Source organism: Mameliella sp. LZ-28 (genome assembly GCF_012274245.1).
GTDB lineage: Bacteria > Pseudomonadota > Alphaproteobacteria > Rhodobacterales > Rhodobacteraceae > Antarctobacter > Antarctobacter albus.
Map to the genome: position 1 here is coordinate 119,705 of NZ_JAANYX010000002.1, position 16,996 is coordinate 136,700.

The window sequence follows — 16,996 nt, forward strand, 5'->3', positions numbered from 1 at the left end:
GAGTCTTCAGGGAGGAAGTCATGCCGCACCGATCCGAGATCCGTTTCATTCTGAACGGCCGCGATGTCTCTGTCAGCGACGTGGGCGCCGACCGCACGCTGCTGGACTACCTGCGGCTGGATCGCCGTCTGACCGGCACCAAGGAAGGCTGCGCCGAAGGCGATTGCGGCGCCTGCACGGTGCTGGTGGGGCGTCTGACCGCGGACGGGTTGCGCTATGACCCGGTCAATGCCTGCATTCGCTTCCTTGTCTCGCTGGATGGGTGCCACGTCGTGACCGTCGAACACCTACGCGGCGCGGACGGCGGATTGCACCCTGTGCAACAGGCGATGGTCGACCATCACGGCAGCCAGTGCGGGTTTTGCACGCCGGGCTTCGTCATGTCGCTCTACGCGCTCTGGATGGAAGTGCCCGAGCCGACGGAGGTCCAGGTGGAAACCGCGTTGCAGGGCAATCTCTGCCGCTGCACGGGCTACGCACCGATCATCCGCGCCGCCGTCGCGATCAGCCGCTACGGCTCCCCGGCTGCCGACCCAATCGCCCGCGAACGTGAAGAGATCACCGCGCGGCTGACCGCCCTGCGCGATGGCCAAAGGGTCGAGACCGGCCCCGAGGGCAATCGTGCGATCCTGCCTTCCGACGTGGACGATCTGGCCGCCTGCCTGCTGCAATATCCCGGCGCGACCATCGTCGCCGGGGCCACGGACGTCGGGCTTTGGGTGACGAAATTCCTGCGGCCCATCGGCCCGGCGATCTTTACCGGCCACCTCGAGGGTCTGAAGACGGTCGAGACCCGCGACGGCGCGCTCTGGATCGGGGCCGGGGCCAGCTATTCCGAGTGCCAGGACAAGCTGACAGGGGCCTTTCCGCACCTGGCCGGCTACTGGGACCGGATCGCTGGCTGGCAGGTGCGCAACATGGGGACCGTGGGAGGCAATATCGCCAATGGCTCGCCCATCGGGGACACGCCTCCGGTGCTGATCGCGCTGGGGGCAGAGATCACCCTGCGCAAGGGCGACGCCCGTCGTGTTTTGCCGCTGCAGGAGTTCTTTATCGACTACGGCAAGCAGGACCGGCAGGCGGGCGAATTCGTCGAGGTTATCCGCGTTCCGCTGCCGCAGCCCGGCGAGCGCCACGCCGCCTACAAGATCTCCAAGCGCCGGGACGAGGATATTTCATCGGTTGCGGCGGGCATCCGCGTGACGGTCACGGAGGGCCGGATCACGGATTGCCGGATCGCCTTTGGCGGCATGGCCGCGACGCCGAAACGCGCCGAATACGCCGAGAGCGCGCTGCTGGGACAGGCCTGGTCGGAGGCCAGCTTTGCCAATGCGGCTGCCGCGCTGGAGCAGGATTTCACGCCGCTCAGTGATTGGCGTGCCTCGGCCGAGTACCGGAGCCTGTCGGCGGGGAACCTGCTGCGCCGGTTCTTCCTGGAAAACGACGCGGCGACAGGTGCGCCCGTGCAACTGGCAACGGCCTGAGGAGGATATCCAGATGAAAGACAACGTGACCATCACCGGCGCCGTTCACCAGGACCGCATCCATGACAGCGCTGCCAAGCATGTCACCGGGCGCGCCGACTACACCGACGATATTGCCCTGCCCGAAGGCACGCTGCACGCCTACCTGGGCGTTTCGGACGTGGCCCACGCGCGGCTGAAGGGGCTCGACCTGACCGCCGTCCGGTCCGCCCCCGGCGTCGTCGGCGTGCTGACCGCCGAGGACATCCCCGGCGTCAACGACATCAGCCCCACGGGCCAACATGACGAGCCGGTCTTTCCCACGGAAAAGATCGAGTTCCACGGCCAGCCCTTGTTTGCGGTCATCGCGGAAACCCGCGACGCGGCCCGCCGGGCCGCCGCACTGGCCGAGGTGGATTGCGAGGTGCTGCCCCACGCGCTGGACCCGCAGGCGGCCATCGACGCGGGATACCCGCACGTCACCGCGCCGTTGAAACTGGAACGCGGCGACGTGGAGACCGGGCGCGACGCGGCACCCAACCGCATCAAGGGCCGGATGCAGGTCGGTGGCCAGGACCACATGTACCTTGAAGGTCATATCGCCTGCGCCATTCCGGGCGAGGACGACGATGTGCAGGTCTACAGCTCGACCCAGCATCCGTCGGAGGCTCAGCACATGGTGGCCCATGTGCTTGGCGTGCCGTCCAATGCCGTCACGGTGAACGTGCGGCGCATGGGCGGCGGGTTCGGCGGCAAGGAAAGCCAGATGAACCTGTTCTGTGCCGTCGCCGCCGTGGCCGCGAAGAAATGGAACCGCGCGGTCAAGATCCGCCCCGACCGCGATCAGGACATGACCGCCACGGGCAAGCGCCATGATTTCGTGATCGACTATGACGTGAGTTTTGACAATGCGGGCAGGATCGAGGCGGTCGAGGGCAGCTTTGCCGCGCGCTGCGGCTATTCCTCGGACCTGTCGGGGCCGGTCACGGACCGGGCGCTGTTCCACGCGGACAACGCCTATTTCTATCCCAACGTGCGCCTGACCTCGCGCCCGATGAAGACGAACACGGTGTCGAACACCGCATTCCGCGGCTTTGGCGGCCCGCAGGGTGTCATCGTCGCCGAGCGCATCATCGAGGAAATCGCCTATGCCACCGGGCAGGACCCGCTGGATGTGCGCAAGGCGAACTTCTACGGGTCAAACGGTCGTGACGTGACGCCCTATTACCAGGAGGTCGAGGACAACATCCTCGACCGTCTGGTGGGGGAACTGGAGGAGAGCGCCGAGTACCGCCATCGCCGCGCCGAGATCATCGAGTACAACCGGACCTCGCCGGTGCTGAAAAAGGGCATCGCGCTGACGCCGGTGAAATTCGGCATCTCCTTTACCGCCACCTGGTACAATCAGGCCGGGGCACTGGTGCATGTCTACAACGATGGCTCCATCCACCTGAACCACGGCGGGACGGAGATGGGGCAGGGCCTGAACACCAAGGTGGCGCAGGTTGTGGCGGATGCCTTCCAGGTCGATTTCGAGCGTATCAAGATCACCAAGACCACGACGGAGAAAGTGCCGAATACCTCGGCCACTGCGGCCTCTTCGGGGTCCGACCTGAATGGCATGGCGGCGCTGAACGCGGTCGAGCAGATCAAGGCGCGGCTGGTGGAGTTCGCCGCCGAGAAATGGGGCGTGGCCCCCGAGGCCGTCCGGTTCCTTGCCAACCAGGTGCATATCGGCGACGAGGTGCTGCCCTTCGACAAGTTCATCAAGGCTGCCTACATGGCGCGGGTGCAACTCTCGGCGGCGGGGTTCTACAAGACGCCCAAGATTCACTGGGACCGCGACAAGGGGCAGGGGCGCCCGTTCTACTATTTCGCCTATGGCGCCTCCTGTTCCGAGGTCACCATCGACACGCTGACCGGGGAATACCGGATCGACCGGACGGACATCCTGCATGACGTGGGCCGCTCGCTGAACCCGGTGCTGGACAAGGGCCAGGTCGAAGGCGCCTTTGTGCAGGGCATGGGTTGGCTGACCAGCGAGGAACTCTGGTGGGATGACGCGGGCCGGCTGCGGACACACGCGCCGTCGACCTACAAGATCCCGCTGGCTTCGGACCGGCCGCGTGTCTTCAACGTGAACCTTGCCGACTGGTCGGAAAACCGCGAGCTGACGATCAAGCGGTCCAAGGCCGTGGGTGAGCCGCCCTTCATGCTGGGCATCTCCGTGTTCGAGGCCCTGTCGATGGCGGTGGCCTCTGTCGCGGACTACCGGGTCTGTCCGCGCCTCGATGCCCCGGCCACGCCGGAACGCGTGCTGATGGCCGTCACCCGCCTGCAGGCCGAGGGCTGATCCGATGGCATCCGCAGTCAGGTCATTGGCGGAATTCCTCGGCGCGGAAAAGGCGGTTGTTCGCGTGGAGCTGAGCCGCGTGCGCGGCTCTTCCCCGCGCGGGGAGGGGACAGAGATGTTCGTCGCCGCCGCGGCCCTCTGGGGCACCATCGGGGGCGGACAACTGGAATACCGCGCGATCGAAACCGCCCGCGAGATGTTGCGGGACGGGGATCTGAGCCAGTCGCTGGACCTGCCGCTGGGCCCCGAGATCGGCCAATGCTGTGGTGGGCGGGTCGAGATGACCCTGACGCGGATGCGCGGCTCGGACATGCGCGCGGCGATCCGGCGTGACAGCGAGGCCACTGAGACGCGCCCGCATGTCTACGTTCTGGGTGCCGGACACGTGGGCCGCGCGCTGGCCGATCTGTTGCAGCATCTGCCCGTGCACTGCGTCGTGATCGACACCCGGCCAGAGGAAATCGCCCTGTGTTCGGCGGATGTGGAAACCCGGGTCCGCGCGATCCCCGAGATCGACATCATGACCGCCCCGGAGGGCAGCGCCTTTATCGTGCTGACCCATGATCACGCGCTGGATTTCCTGCTGGCCTCATCCGCTCTGGAACGTGGTGACGCGGCCTATGTCGGCATGATCGGCTCTGCCACCAAGCGGGTGAAATTCAAGAACTGGATGCGCCGGAACTGCGAGAGCGGCGACATCGACAAACTGATTTGCCCCATCGGGGCAAGCGGTAGCCGCGACAAGCGGCCCAGCCTGATCGCGGCCTTTGTCGTGGCCGAAGTCATGGCTGAATTGACCTCTGAACCTGCCGCAGCCGGCCCAAGGGAGACGGGGCCAACACCCCGATCGGGCCATCACCACGACCAGAGAGGAATGTGGGCCTGATCCCTCGGGCCCTGGGACTGGTCATATCGGAGGAGGAAGCCGTCATGGACGGGGGAACCTATAGCTACAGGCTGTTTACACGCAGCGATTTCAGCGCCTTCTGGGCGCTGTTCACCGACAACCTCGTGAATCTGCTGATCCTGTCCGGGGTCTGCCAGTTCGTGTTCCAGATGCCGCCGGAGATCGTCTATGGCCGCATCGTGCCGGGCGCTGCGGTGGCAATCCTGGCGGGCGTTGCGGTTTACACGCTCATGGCGAAATGGGCGGCGACGCGGCAGGGCCGGGACGTGACCGCATTGCCATACGGCATCTCGACGCCGGTGATGTTCGTCTATCTCTTTGGCGTCATCGGGCCGATCTACTGGGCGACGCAGGATCCGCTGCTGGCCTGGCAGGTGGGCATCGGCGCGGGGTTCATGGGCGGGATCGTGGCGGCGCTGGGCGCCGTGGTCGGTCCCTACCTCAAACGTATCACGCCGCGCGCGGGGATGCTGGGCACGCTCTGCGGTATCGCTCTGGTCTTTATCGGGTCGGTGCCGCTGGCCGAGATCTTTGAAAACCCGGTCATCGGCTTCACCTCGTTGCTGTTCATCCTCTGGGGGCTGATCGGGCGGTTTCGCCTGCCGGGCAACGTGCCCGCGGGCCTTGTGGCCATCGGCGCCGGCACGGTGATCGCCATCGTTCTGGGCGAGGCAAAGTTCGATTTCTCCGGCGTCGGGGCCTATCCGCCGGTGCCTTATATCGGCGACATGATCGCGGGCATCCAGTACCTCTTCGCCAACCCCGAGCTGTTCCTGGTGCTGATCCCGGTGCAGATCTACAACTTCATCGAGACGATGAACAACGTCGAGAGCGCCGAGGCCGCCGGGGACAGCTATCCCGTGGGCCTGTGCCAGGTGACGGACGGCGCGGGCACGATGATCGGCGCGGTCTTCGGTTCCCCGTTCCCGACCACGGTCTACATCGGTCACCCGGCCTACAAGCGGCTGGATGCGCATGCGGGCTATATCGTCGGGGTTGCCCTTGTGATCGCCGCCGCGGCCTTCCTGGGCTTCCTGTCCTTCCTGGCCGGGTTGATCCCGATTGCCGCCGCGGCGCCCGTGCTGGTCTTCGTCTCGGTCAGCCTGATCACCAACACCGCCTGGTCGATCAAGCCGATGCACATGGCCGCCGTGTCCTTTGCGATCCTGCCGCATATCTCGGAGTTCCTGATGGTCAAATGGGGCTCGCTGATGAACGCGCTGCGCGCATCCGGTGTCGAAGGGCTGCCCGCCCTGGGGGATGCGAACCTGACCGCCGCCCTGTTGATGGAAGGCGCGCATTACGAGGGTCATCTTGCGCTCAGCCAGGGGGCGATCCTGACCGGGCTGATCTGGGGCGCCATCGTGGCCGACGTGATCGACGCGCGGTTCCGCATGGCGGGGGCCTTTGCGCTGGCGGCAGCCGCGATGTCCTCGCTGGGGATCATCCATGCGCCGACCCTTCAGATGCCGCAGTTCGACGGGATCACCGTGGGCTACGTCATCATCGGGGCTTTCCTGTACCTCTACCCGCTCGTGGCTCCGAAAGAGGACCTGGAAGAGCGCGTGATCGTGCCGGACGAACCCGACATGATGGACGATATTCCGCCCGCGCAGCGCGCCTGACACACCAGGGGGCGGCCCCACAGGCAGCCCCGCCAAATGATGAGATACCCCATGACAGAGACACTCCTGCGCGGCCGTATCCTGAGCTTTCACCGCGCCCCGGCGGATGGTGAGGATACCGACGCCTTTACCTACATCGAGGACGGCGCCCTGTGGCTGCGGGACGGGATGATCGTCCGGCGCGGCGTTTTCGACGAAGTGGCCAAGGAGGCCGCCGGCGTGCCCGTGACGGATCATCGCCCGCACCTGCTGATGTCCGGGTTCATCGACACGCATATCCATTTCCCGCAGGTGCAGGTGATCGCCTCCTGGGGCGCGCAACTGCTGGACTGGCTGAACAGCTACACCTTTCCCGAGGAAACCCGTTTTTCCGATGAGGCGCACGCCGCACGCATGGCGACGGCCTTCATGGATCAACTCGTGGCACATGGGACGACCAGCGCCGTGGCCTACTGTTCGGTGCATGGCACCTCGGTCGAGGCCTATTTCGCCGAGGCCACGCGCCGGAACATGCGGATGCTGGGCGGGAAGGTGCTGATGGATCGCAATGCGCCGGACGGGCTGCGCGACACGCCGCAATCGGGGTATGACGACAGCACCGCGCTGATCGGCAAGTGGCACGGCACAGGGCGTTGCGACTATGTCATCTCGCCACGTTTCGCCATCACCTCGACGCCGGAACAGATGGAGATGGCGCAGGCCTTGGCGTTGGAAAACCCGACTTGCCACATCCAGACCCACCTGTCGGAAAACCGCGACGAGATCGCCTATACGCTGGACCTCTACCCGCAGGCGCGCGACTACTTGGACGTCTACCAGACCTATGGCCTCTTGCGGGGCAACAGCCTGCTGGGCCATGCCATCCACCTTGAGGCGCGCGAGATCGACGCCCTGGCAGAGAGTGGCGCGCATCCGGTCTTTTGTCCGACTTCCAACCTTTTCCTTGGCTCTGGCCTGTTCGATCACGGCGGGCTGTCGGCGCGCGGGATCACCAGCGGGATCGCCACGGACGTGGGGGCGGGCACCAGCTATTCCATGCTGCAGACCCTGAACGAGGGCTACAAGGTGTTGCAACTGCAGGGGCAGGCGCTGCATCCGTTGCAAGCCTTCGACTGGGCCACGCGCGGCAACGCCGAAGTGCTTGGCATGGCAGACCGGATCGGAACGCTGGAGGAAGGCACCGAGGCGGACATCGTCGTGCTGAACGCCAGCGCGACCGGGGCGATGGCGCTGCGCATGGAACGCGCAGAGACTCTGTCCGAAGAACTGTTCATCCTGCAGGTCATGGGCGACGACCGGGCCGTCCAAGAGGTCTATGTCGCCGGGCAGGCGAGCAAGACGCAAGGCGCGCATTCCGCCCGCGTGGCGGCCTGACATTGCGTCAATCGCGTTCCAGGCGGTCGTAGACCAGCGTCAGGGAGTCGAAGGCGATTTCGTCCCTTTGCTTGTCCAGCGGATCGGCGCGAAAGCTCGACGGCCAGGCCTCGAAAAAGGTCCACCTGGTAGCTTCCGATCCGCCGTCCTGGGCGGAAAGCGTGACAAGGACGGTGCGACGGGAGATGTTGCCCGTCACCGTCGCGGTGCACCAATCCCAAAGCCGGCTGTCCACGGTCACGCCATGCCGCAGGGTTACGGGCGATACCTTGGCCTTGCCCGGCAGATGCCGCACGGATCCGGCGCCGCCCTCGCGATAGGGGATCGCGTCGATACGGGCGCCCATGCCCTCGATGTCCTGGAAGCGGGCGACCGCCTCACCGTCAAGATACAGGGTAAAGAGGGCGCCAAGGCCGGGATTGTCAGGCATGGCTCAGACCTCGGAGTCGGAGGTGTTTTGCATGATCCGGATCACGACGAACTCCGCAGGTCTGACCGGGGCCACGCCGATCTCGATGATCAGCCGGCCCGCGTCGAGGTCGGCCTGAGTCATGGTGGTGGCATCGCATCTGACGAAGAACGCCTCTTGGGTTGAAGACCCCATCAAGGCCCCGTCGCGCCAGAGCATGTTCAGGAATTCCCAGACGTCGCGGCGAATGGATTTCCAAAGGGTGTCGTCATTCGGTTCGAAGACGGCCCATCGCGTGCCTTGCTGGATGGAGAGTTCGATCAGTGTCAACAACCGGCGGATATTGACGTATCGCCATTCGCTGTCCGCCCCCGTCAGGGTGCGCGCGCCCCAGATCCGGATCCCGTCGGAAAATTGCCGGATGGCATTCACGCAGGCCGGGGCCAGGATGTCCTGATCGGCATCGGTGAACAGACGTGAAAGCCCAAGTGCCCCGCGGAGTGGCAGATTAGCGGGGGCATGATGGACGCCGCGCGTGGAGTCATTGCCCGCGTAGGCCCCGCATATATGGCCGGACGGGGGACAGGCGATCATTTCCCCGGTCTCGGGGTCGCGGACCTCGATCCAGGGGGCATAGACCGCTGCCATACCCTGCACCACATTGCGGGGGCGCAGGCCGCCTTGATCCTGCGTGCGGGCAAGGTCGGCAATCGCTCCACCTTCGGCCATGTCCAGAACGGCGAAACGGTCCTTTCGGGTCTCGCAGTCGGTAAGGATGGCCTCGACGCTGTCGGCGTCGGTGAAGCCGGGCGCGGCGATGAGGCTGATGCCTTCCGTCGCCGACAGGGTCGCAAGGTCATCCGCCGAGACGGTCGTTGTGTCTTGGCCCAGGTTGACGACGTAAAGCCGCGCACCGCCGTTCTGGAAGAACCCGTCAACGGCAAGCGACAGCGGGGTGCTGCCCTGACCGTCACCTTGAAAACGGCGCTGGAAGCCTGGCCAGGACGTGACGAAGACGGGCTTGCGCAGGTGGGCATCGGCTTGCGGTGCGACACCCAGGAAGGCAGCAGTCGAGGTGCCGACGCCGGTGATCGGGCGGGCGCCGGAGCCGACTTCTTGGATGTAGACGCCGGGCCGCCTGTACTCTGCCATGTCGCTTCCTTTCGCCAATGCCGCGCAGCCCTGCGGATCGGCGGGCGTGACACAACTATTACGCGATCCTAGCATGAAACCGCCGCTGTGCGCATCCGGCGTTTACGCCTTGTTGGTGATCCAGCGGCACTGGTAGGGGGCCAGCGTCACGCCGTCCTCTTCGGGGTGCAGGGTCTCGCCCGACAGCAGGTCGATCCATTCCTCGTCCGCAATCAGGTTCAGCGACTTGGGCGGCAGGTCCACCTCTTCGGCAGAGACGTTGTGCAGGGCAAAGATCGACTGGCTGCGATCCAGTGCCTGACGCCAGACCGCAAAGACCCTGTCATCCACGGAGAGCGTGAAATTGGTCGCGTTTGGATGAAAGGCCGGTTGTTTCGTGCGCAGCCGCAAGCGGTCCGACAGGGCCGTCAGAACGCGGGACTGGTTGCTGTCCGGGTCGGCCAGCTTGTCCCGCAGTTCCGGGTAGTTCCAGCGATGCCGGTTGATCGCCCGGTTCATGCCGCGCCGCGCCACCCCCTCCAGGTCGTTTTCCGTCGCCAGCATGGCATGGATGTAGAAGGCGGGGATGCCCTCCAGCGACATGACGATGGTCTGCGAGCAGATGAAACGATCCACCTGCAGCCCGTCCTCGCCCTTGTAGGTGCGCTGCATGGCGGAAAAGAAGGTGGTGTTCAGCTCGTAGACCGCCGTGCCGCCGCCGGGCAGCGCCCGCATCGAGGCAAGGCCGCCAGTGGCCTGCACGGTCTTGATCATCTGGGCGATTTCTTCGTCCGGCAGCAGACCTTCGGCGGGGCGCATCCCGATACCATCGTGGCTGGACGAGAAGTTGAGGTAGGCGCAGCCTTGCGGCGCCGGGGGCATGGCCCGCTGCCAGTTCGACAGCGCCCGTGCGTCGCCGGCCAGCATCGCATGCAGGATCAGGGGCGGCAGCGGGAAATTGTAGATCCAGTGGGCCTCGTTCAACTGGCCGAAATAGCTGAGGTTCTCCGTCTTGGGGACATTGGTTTCGGTCAGCAGGACGATCGGCTCGGCAGCGAAATCCGCCAGCACGCGCAAGAGTTGCACGATGGCATGTGTCTTGGGCAGGTGGATCGAGGGCGTGCCCGGCTCCTTCCAGATGAAGGCCACGGCATCCAGGCGGATGATTTTGACCCCGGCATCGACGTGCAACCGGATGATGCGGATGATCTCCAGCAGCACCTCGGGGTTGCGGAAATCCAGGTCCACCTGGTCATGGCTGAAGGTGCACCAGACATGCTTGAGCCCGTTCGAGGTTTCGACCTCCTGCAAGAGCGGCGTGGTGCGGGGGCGGACCACGGCAGAGAGGTCATCTTCGGGTGAGGCTTCGTAAAAGAACTTGTCGTAGGGTTCCTGGCCCTGCCGGTAGGCGTTGAACCAGGTGCCCTGGCTTGAGACATGGTTCAGAACCAGGTCGGACATCAGGTGCCATTCCGCGCCGATCCGGCTGATGTCGGGCCAGTCGCCCAGCGTCGGGTTCACCTTGCGGTAATCGGTGACGGCAAAGCCGTCGTCCGAGGTGAAGGGAAAGAAGGGCAGGATATGCACGCCGTTCACCACGCCCGGCATGTAGTTGCCGAGGAAGTCGCGTAGCAGGTCCAGCGGCTTGTAGACCCCGTCGATCAGGCTGTCGCCGTAGGTGATCAGCACCGCGTCTTTCTGCGACCAGAGCGAATTGCCCGGCTTGCGCGCACGCTTGCGGGCCGAGGCGCTTTCCGGCCAGAAGGCCTCGATCACCTGGGCGGTCAGTTCATCGGTGTCACGGTCGGGATAGATGCGCATCAACAGGGCGCGCAGGCGGTTGGAAAGCTGTGCGGGCGGCGTCATCGCGGATGGTCCGGCTGTGGTCATGCTTCCAATATAATCCCGTCGCGCCCGACCTTGGAAGCGGCACGCGCCGAAAGTGGCGCGATTTCAGACCTTTTGCACGGATGTTGGGCGGGCTGGGGGCTTTCCCCCGGGTCGGACCCACAGTAGGACGGAACGGCGCAACCGCGGGAGGCCCGGAGATGGCAGAGGAAGAACTGGCACGCATCACGACATCCGCATCGCGCCGGGTGATCGGGGTCGTCTCGATGCTGGGCCTGGGTGGCCTGATGCTGTGGATGGCCTTCATGACGGCGGGAATGGCGCTGGGCTGGAAGGTCGTGCTGATCGCGCTGGGTGCCGGGGCGCTCTGGGCGGGTCAGGTCATGTGGCAGGCCACGGGGCATTCGCTGATCCTGACCGAAGACGCGCTGACCGACAGCGACGGCACCGTGGTGGCCCGTCTGGACGAGATCGAAAAGGTCGACCGGGGGATGTTCGCGATGAAGCCGTCGAACGGGTTCATCATCATCCTGAAGGAGCCGGGGTCCCGCGTCTGGCGGCTGGGCCTGTGGTGGCGGCTGGGCCGCAGGGTGGCTATCGGTGGCGTCACTGCGGCCTCTCAGACCAAACCGGTGGCCGATATCATGATCCACCTGCTGAGTCAGAGAAACAGCTGACCAGACAGCGAAGGGGCCACGGCAGATGCCGCGGCCCCCTGCCTTTCGGGCAGCCGTTTGGGGTAATCAGGCCGGCTGCTCAAAGACGACTTGCGGCGCATAGCGCGGGCGCGTGAAACTGTAGGTTCGGATCTCGAAGGCATCGAGGCCGACGCTGAACACCGGGCTGTAGCTGTCCCAGGTCTCGACCAGGATCAGCTGTTCGCCGTTCACGCCCGACGGCAGCTTGTCTGTATAGGCCGCGAGATCCGCGTTGGAGAGGCTGGGATAGTCGCCGCGCTGCTGAGACCAGCTGACCCGCCATCCGCCATAGCTGTCGCTGTACTGCACGATGGTGATGCGCAGGTCGCTGTCGGCGCCGCCGGTTTTGGTCAGGTGGCGCAAAAGGTGGCGGGCATTGGTCAGGTAATCCGGCGTGATCGCCTCGGTCTCGCGCGAGAGCATGTCGCCGATGACGTAATTTGCCTTCTGGTTGACGGCCTGTTGGCGGAAGGCGTCGAAATAGGTCCATCCGACACCGAAGAGGAACAGCAGCGCGGGAAAGACGATGACCGCCTCGACGTTGACGAAGCCACGAGAGTCGCGGGCAAAGCGCGAAAGGAAAGAGGGAAGGCGCATGGCTGGATCTCCTCAGCTGGGCTCGTAGACAAAGGCAGAGGTCGACACGATGGCGGTATAGCCTTCGGCGTCCTTGGGCAGGCTGGCGTTCAGCGTCGAGGCGGGCGTGAGCGGACGGAACTTGTAGCAGGCGCGCAGGAACATCACCTGGCCTCCGCCACCGTGGCTGAAACTGCGTTGCGGTGTCGCCTCCTGGCTGACATCGACGCAATCGGCCGAGGCCGGTGGTTCGACGTAGTTGCGCATGTTCAGCGGGATCATTTCCAGCTGTAGCGTCTCGGTGCAGCCGGGCAGGACGGTGGTCTTGGCACAGATCGCCGCCTTGAGCACGTCGTGGCTGGGCGCGGTCACGCCGATTTTCAGATCGCGCACGGACTGGTCGAGCGCGCGTTCCAGCTGGGTATGGCGCACGGTGATCATTCCGATCTCGACCGCCGAGACGATGATCGCCACGAACAGCGGAACCCAAAGGGCGTAGGGAACCACCGCGTTGCCTGCCTCGTCGGACCAGAAGCGGCGCAGGGCGGGAAAGGATGCGCGGGTCATTGGGTCAGCCTCAGTTGGGTGATGGTGCGTGCGATACCTGCGAAAGTGTCATGCAGATCGGTGCCGTTGACGTCGAAGAAATGCGCGGGGGAAGAAGCGCAGTTCGCCATGGCCTCCAGACCGCGCGGGGGGGCTTCGAAACCGATGGCAAAGACCACGATGCCCTGCGCCTTGGCGGAGTCGCAGATCGCATCCAGTCGCGCATCGGCGCTGTTTGGGCCCGCAACGACCTCGTAAGGTTGCGAAATCGTCCAGTAGCGCGCACTGCTGATGTAACCGTGGTTGACCGGCTGCGAGAAAAGGTGGCTTGCGGCCGCCTGCGTGCCGAAACGGTCGTAGAGTTCGGTGTAATTCAGCTCGTGGATGTGATCAGGATTGCCGCCAAGCCCGTCGACCGTGGACTGATAACGCTCTGACCAGTCGTTGCCAGTGCGGGTCCAGTAGTATTTCGCGATCTCGGTTCCGGTTGACCAGCTCGTGAAGTCGAAGGTCGAGTAGTTGTGTGTCTTGCCCGGGATCGTCTCGTGGTTCATGGTCGGTCCGACGTCGGGCAGAGTGCCATTGGTATCGTCGTTCACTCCGTAATACAGGGAGGTGTTCCCGGCCTTGATCGACGCGCCCATGAAATGCGCGCTGTCGGTCAGATTCCCATCCGTTGCGATCAGGGTCGCGATCGCACCTTCCAGGAAATCGTCAAGGTCCTTCGGTCCACCATTCGGGAAACCTTCGATCTTGTGCGCGATATCCTGTATTCCGTCGTTGTTCGTGTCGAAGTAGAACACGATGTTCGAAATGTCCTGCGAATAGGTCGGGAAATAGTTGGTGATGTCGCTGCCGGTTCTATAGCGTTCCAGGCGCACCGAGTAGTCATCGTCGGCAAAGGTCTCGGTGCCCTTGGTATTGACCCAGACGCCGGTCATCGCGCCAGGATCCTTCATGTTGTCGGGCAGGTCGTATTGCGTGGTGTTTTCTCCGTCTGTCATCACGACGATGTATTTCACCGTGTTGTTCACGTCGAAATCCACGGGGCGCGAGGCATTCGAGACGGCGACAAGGCCATCGCCAGCCATAGCCTGGACTGCGGGACGAGCAGCAGGATCAAGCAGCGCGGTGCCCCATTTCATGCCGACGTCGATCGCCGTATTGCCCCAGGCCTCAAGTGCGCCGATCTGCGTCTTCAACTGGGTGGCGTCTGAACTATGCGGCAGGATCGCGGCATTTTCGCCGTCGCGGCACCACTGGTAGGGGGTATAGCCTCCGATGGTCGAGCGCGAATAGGGGTCGAAGTGGCCGACCTGTTCCAGCGGTGTTTCCGGTGAAAGCGCCGTTGTTGCAAAGGAAGCCGCAGAGAACTCGGCACAAGCTGAATGGTGATGCTGGCGGTCCAGGGTGAAGTATTGCGACACCGTCGTACCCATGTTCACGGTGGCGTTGTAAGGTACGACCGAGATCGAAACCCCGGTTTCGGTCCCGGGGGGCATCAGGATGTCTACGAATTCCTGTGCAGCGTTGCGCAGGTTGTCGATCTTGCTGTTTCCGGCCATCGACCCCGACACGTCGAGCACCATCGAGATTTCCAGGTTGGAACTGGAATACTCGGCTGCGGCAAGTCCCGAGGCATCCAATGAGTTCACGCCGATCAGGGACATGAAGCCCGAATGGATCGAAGCCTCGCCCATTGCAGCCACACGTTTTGAAGACAAACCCTGTTCGGCCTGAACCGACGTCAGCGCATCGCCCAGGCCCATGACCGTCAGATAATCGCGGACAACGATCTCGGGCGCTTGCACGTTCTCGATGTTGGCAGCGGCCAGCACGGCGCGGTCGAGCGTGTTCTGCACCTTGGTGCGCTTCAGTTCGGCATGCATCATGTCGACGCCGACACCGCCGAAGATCATCATGACCAGCGATCCGACGATCGCGAGGTAGGACATGTTGCCGGACGTGTCTGTGGCAAAGTGGCGGAGCCTGTCCCGCAGGCCCTTGCCGCAGGGCGTAATCGCCGTGAGGCTGGTGGTTGATCTAAACATTCGGACACCTTTCAACCGGGTCGTCACGGCAGCCCCAGAAACCGTGGACGGATCAGTTTTGATGACAATTTTATGCCATTTCAAAATGGCCAAACTTGGGCAGTTAGAATTGAGTTTTCGTTGAATTCTAGAGAGTTGTCTGGACAGTGCGGAGCAACTTGTGGGCATTGTTTCACCCTTGCCGACGATGGTCCCCTTTGGGTTGTGGGCGGCCTTGCAGGTGCCTTTAGCAGGCGCCGCGGGCGACTCGGACAAATCCGGGGTTGGGACACAGGCCATGCCGGGCTAGGCTGATCCCGCGTGCTCCCGTCAAGAGGAGCCATGCGCGCGGGGTGCAGCGCGCCCCGCGCGGACACTGGAAAGGAAGGAAACCCATGTCCGTCGTTACCGAGCGGCCCGTCGTGCCGTCCAATGAGCCGACCTTCAGACAGTCAGTCGATCTTATGTTCAACCGCGCGGTTGCGCTGATGGACCTGCCGCCGGGGCTGGAGGAAAAGATCAGGGTGTGCAACGCCACCTACACGGTTCGCTTCGGCGTGCGGCTGCGGGGCAAGATCCAGACGTTTACGGGCTATCGCTCGGTGCATTCCGAACACATGGAACCGGTCAAGGGCGGCATCCGTTTCGCCCCCGAGGTCAACCAGGACGAGGTCGAGGCGCTGGCCGCGCTGATGACCTATAAATGCGCCCTGGTCGAAACGCCGTTCGGCGGGTCGAAGGGGGGGCTTTGCGTGGATCCCCGCCAATACGATGAGCACGAGCTGGAACAGATCACCCGGCGGTTTGCCTACGAGCTGATCAAGCGCGATCTCATCAACCCCTCGCAGAACGTGCCCGCGCCCGACATGGGCACCAGCGAACGCGAGATGGCCTGGATCGCGGACCAGTACCGGCGCATGCATACCACCGACATCAACGGCAATGCCTGTGTCACCGGCAAGCCGACGAATGCCGGCGGCATCCAGGGCCGGACCGAGGCCACGGGCCGCGGTGTGCAATATGCGCTGCGCGAGTTCTTTCGCCACCCCGACGACAAGGCTAGGGCGGGCCTCTCGGGCACGCTGGATGGCAAGCGCGTCGTCGTTCAGGGGCTTGGCAACGTCGGGTTCCACGCGGCCAAGTTCCTGCAGGAGGAAGACGGTGCCCGGATCACCGGGATCATCGAGAGGGACGGCGCATTGTTCAATCCCGACGGGCTGGACGTGCAGGCGGTGCGCGATTGGATCGTCCGTCATGGTGGTGTGACGGGCTATCCGGATGCCAATCATACCGCCGATGGAGCGCAGGTGCTGGAGGCGGAATGCGACATCCTCATCCCGGCGGCTCTGGAAGGGGTGATCAACCTGGGCAACGCGCACAACATCAAGGCGCCATTGATCATCGAGGCCGCAAACGGTCCGATCACCGCCGGGGCCGATGACATCCTGCGCGAAAGGGGCGTTGTCATCATTCCCGACATGTACGCCAACGCGGGCGGCGTGACGGTGTCCTATTTCGAATGGGTCAAGAACCTCAGCCACATTCGCTTTGGCCGGATGCAGCGGCGCCAGGAAGAGGCCCGGCACGAGCTGATCGTGCGCGAACTGGAACGGCTGTCGGATCACCTTGGCGACAAGTGGTCAATGACGCCGGATTTCAAGGCGCGCTACCTGCGCGGGGCGGATGAACTGGAACTGGTGCGCTCGGGGCTGGATGACACCATGCGCACCGCCTACCAGTCGATCAGCGAGGTCTGGCACAGCCGCGAGGACGTCTCCGACCTGCGCACCGCCGCCTTCATCGTGGCCATCGGCCGGGTTGCGGCCAGCTATCGCGCAAAGGGGCTCTGATCCCTGCAATTCCAGCGCAAAGGGCGGCCGGATCGGTCGCCCTTTGTGATGAATGCCGACCGAACTTGTAGAAAATCATCTTGTTAGGCCATTCTTCTGCCGCATTTCTGGCCGGAGGGTTGACCGAATCTTACTCGAAAACGGGTCCCGTTCCGCCGGTTTCGTGCCGTGCGGCCAAACCGGAGA

The 16,996-nt window shown here is 64.2% G+C and carries 13 protein-coding genes; 7 read left to right on the forward strand and 6 right to left on the reverse strand.

Translation table 11 applies throughout. The annotated features are described in order from the left end of the window. Positions 1-20: 20 nt before the first annotated feature. From xdhA to guaD, 5 genes are read left to right on the forward strand one after another with little or no spacing between them, the layout of a single operon-like run. The gene (gene xdhA / locus G9Q80_RS01630; RefSeq protein ID WP_088716351.1) at positions 21-1,484 is read left to right on the forward strand and encodes a xanthine dehydrogenase small subunit; all 1,464 of its coding nucleotides are present in this window, start codon (positions 21-23) and stop codon (positions 1,482-1,484) included. 13 nt (positions 1,485-1,497) lie between these two features. After that, positions 1,498-3,816 (forward strand): xanthine dehydrogenase molybdopterin binding subunit, encoded by a 2,319-nt coding sequence (gene xdhB / locus G9Q80_RS01635; RefSeq protein ID WP_088716352.1) that lies wholly within the window; start codon positions 1,498-1,500, stop codon positions 3,814-3,816. 4 nt (positions 3,817-3,820) lie between these two features. Further along, the gene (gene xdhC, locus G9Q80_RS01640) at positions 3,821-4,702 is read left to right on the forward strand and encodes a xanthine dehydrogenase accessory protein XdhC (RefSeq protein WP_088716353.1); all 882 of its coding nucleotides are present in this window, start codon (positions 3,821-3,823) and stop codon (positions 4,700-4,702) included. A 44-nt stretch (positions 4,703-4,746) separates the two neighbouring features. Continuing rightward, the gene (locus G9Q80_RS01645) at positions 4,747-6,348 is read left to right on the forward strand and encodes a xanthine/uracil/vitamin C permease (RefSeq protein ID WP_088716385.1); all 1,602 of its coding nucleotides are present in this window, start codon (positions 4,747-4,749) and stop codon (positions 6,346-6,348) included. Positions 6,349-6,399: 51 nt separating this feature from the next. After that, positions 6,400-7,722 carry a guanine deaminase gene (guaD, locus tag G9Q80_RS01650; protein ID WP_088716354.1) on the forward strand — a complete coding sequence of 441 codons (1,323 nt, stop codon included), beginning with the start codon at positions 6,400-6,402 and terminating at the stop codon, positions 7,720-7,722. Positions 7,723-7,729: 7 nt separating this feature from the next. On the opposite strand, the gene G9Q80_RS01655 is transcribed toward guaD, so the two are convergent. The 3 genes from G9Q80_RS01655 to G9Q80_RS01665 form a co-directional block, all read right to left on the reverse strand. Next, positions 7,730-8,152 (reverse strand): phage tail protein, encoded by a 423-nt coding sequence (locus G9Q80_RS01655; protein ID WP_088716355.1) that lies wholly within the window; start codon positions 8,150-8,152, stop codon positions 7,730-7,732. Between the two features lie 3 nt (positions 8,153-8,155). Next, entirely contained in the window at positions 8,156-9,283 is a 1,128-nt protein-coding gene (locus tag G9Q80_RS01660; RefSeq protein WP_088716356.1) for a phage tail sheath family protein, read from the reverse strand. Between the two features lie 102 nt (positions 9,284-9,385). Beyond that, on the reverse strand, positions 9,386-11,128 hold the full coding sequence (locus G9Q80_RS01665; RefSeq protein ID WP_088716357.1) for an alpha-amylase family glycosyl hydrolase: 1,743 nt from the start codon (positions 11,126-11,128) through the stop codon (positions 9,386-9,388). Between the two features lie 182 nt (positions 11,129-11,310). Here G9Q80_RS01665 and G9Q80_RS01670 point away from each other — a divergent pair, with 182 nt between their 5' ends. Beyond that, positions 11,311-11,787: a hypothetical protein gene (locus tag G9Q80_RS01670; RefSeq protein WP_069208115.1), complete on the forward strand. Its 477-nt coding sequence runs from the start codon at positions 11,311-11,313 to the stop codon at positions 11,785-11,787. Positions 11,788-11,853: 66 nt separating this feature from the next. Here the strand turns inward: G9Q80_RS01670 and G9Q80_RS01675 are convergent, their stop codons facing one another. The 3 genes from G9Q80_RS01675 to G9Q80_RS01685 are packed head-to-tail and all read right to left on the reverse strand — an operon-like array spanning position 11,854 to position 14,981. After that, positions 11,854-12,405, reverse strand: a complete 552-nt coding sequence (locus G9Q80_RS01675) for a TadE/TadG family type IV pilus assembly protein (RefSeq protein ID WP_088716358.1) — start codon at positions 12,403-12,405, stop codon at positions 11,854-11,856. Between the two features lie 12 nt (positions 12,406-12,417). Further along, complete coding sequence (locus tag G9Q80_RS01680) at positions 12,418-12,951, reverse strand: TadE/TadG family type IV pilus assembly protein (RefSeq protein WP_069208117.1); 534 nt, start codon at positions 12,949-12,951, stop codon at positions 12,418-12,420. Next, positions 12,948-14,981 carry a Tad domain-containing protein gene (locus G9Q80_RS01685; protein ID WP_198550022.1) on the reverse strand — a complete coding sequence of 678 codons (2,034 nt, stop codon included), beginning with the start codon at positions 14,979-14,981 and terminating at the stop codon, positions 12,948-12,950. The genes G9Q80_RS01680 and G9Q80_RS01685 overlap by 4 nt, the downstream gene beginning before the upstream one ends. Positions 14,982-15,355: 374 nt before the next feature. On the opposite strand from G9Q80_RS01685, the gene G9Q80_RS01690 reads away from it, so the two are divergent. Then, complete coding sequence (locus G9Q80_RS01690) at positions 15,356-16,810, forward strand: Glu/Leu/Phe/Val family dehydrogenase (RefSeq protein WP_069208119.1); 1,455 nt, start codon at positions 15,356-15,358, stop codon at positions 16,808-16,810. The last annotated feature ends 186 nt before the right edge of the window (positions 16,811-16,996 follow it).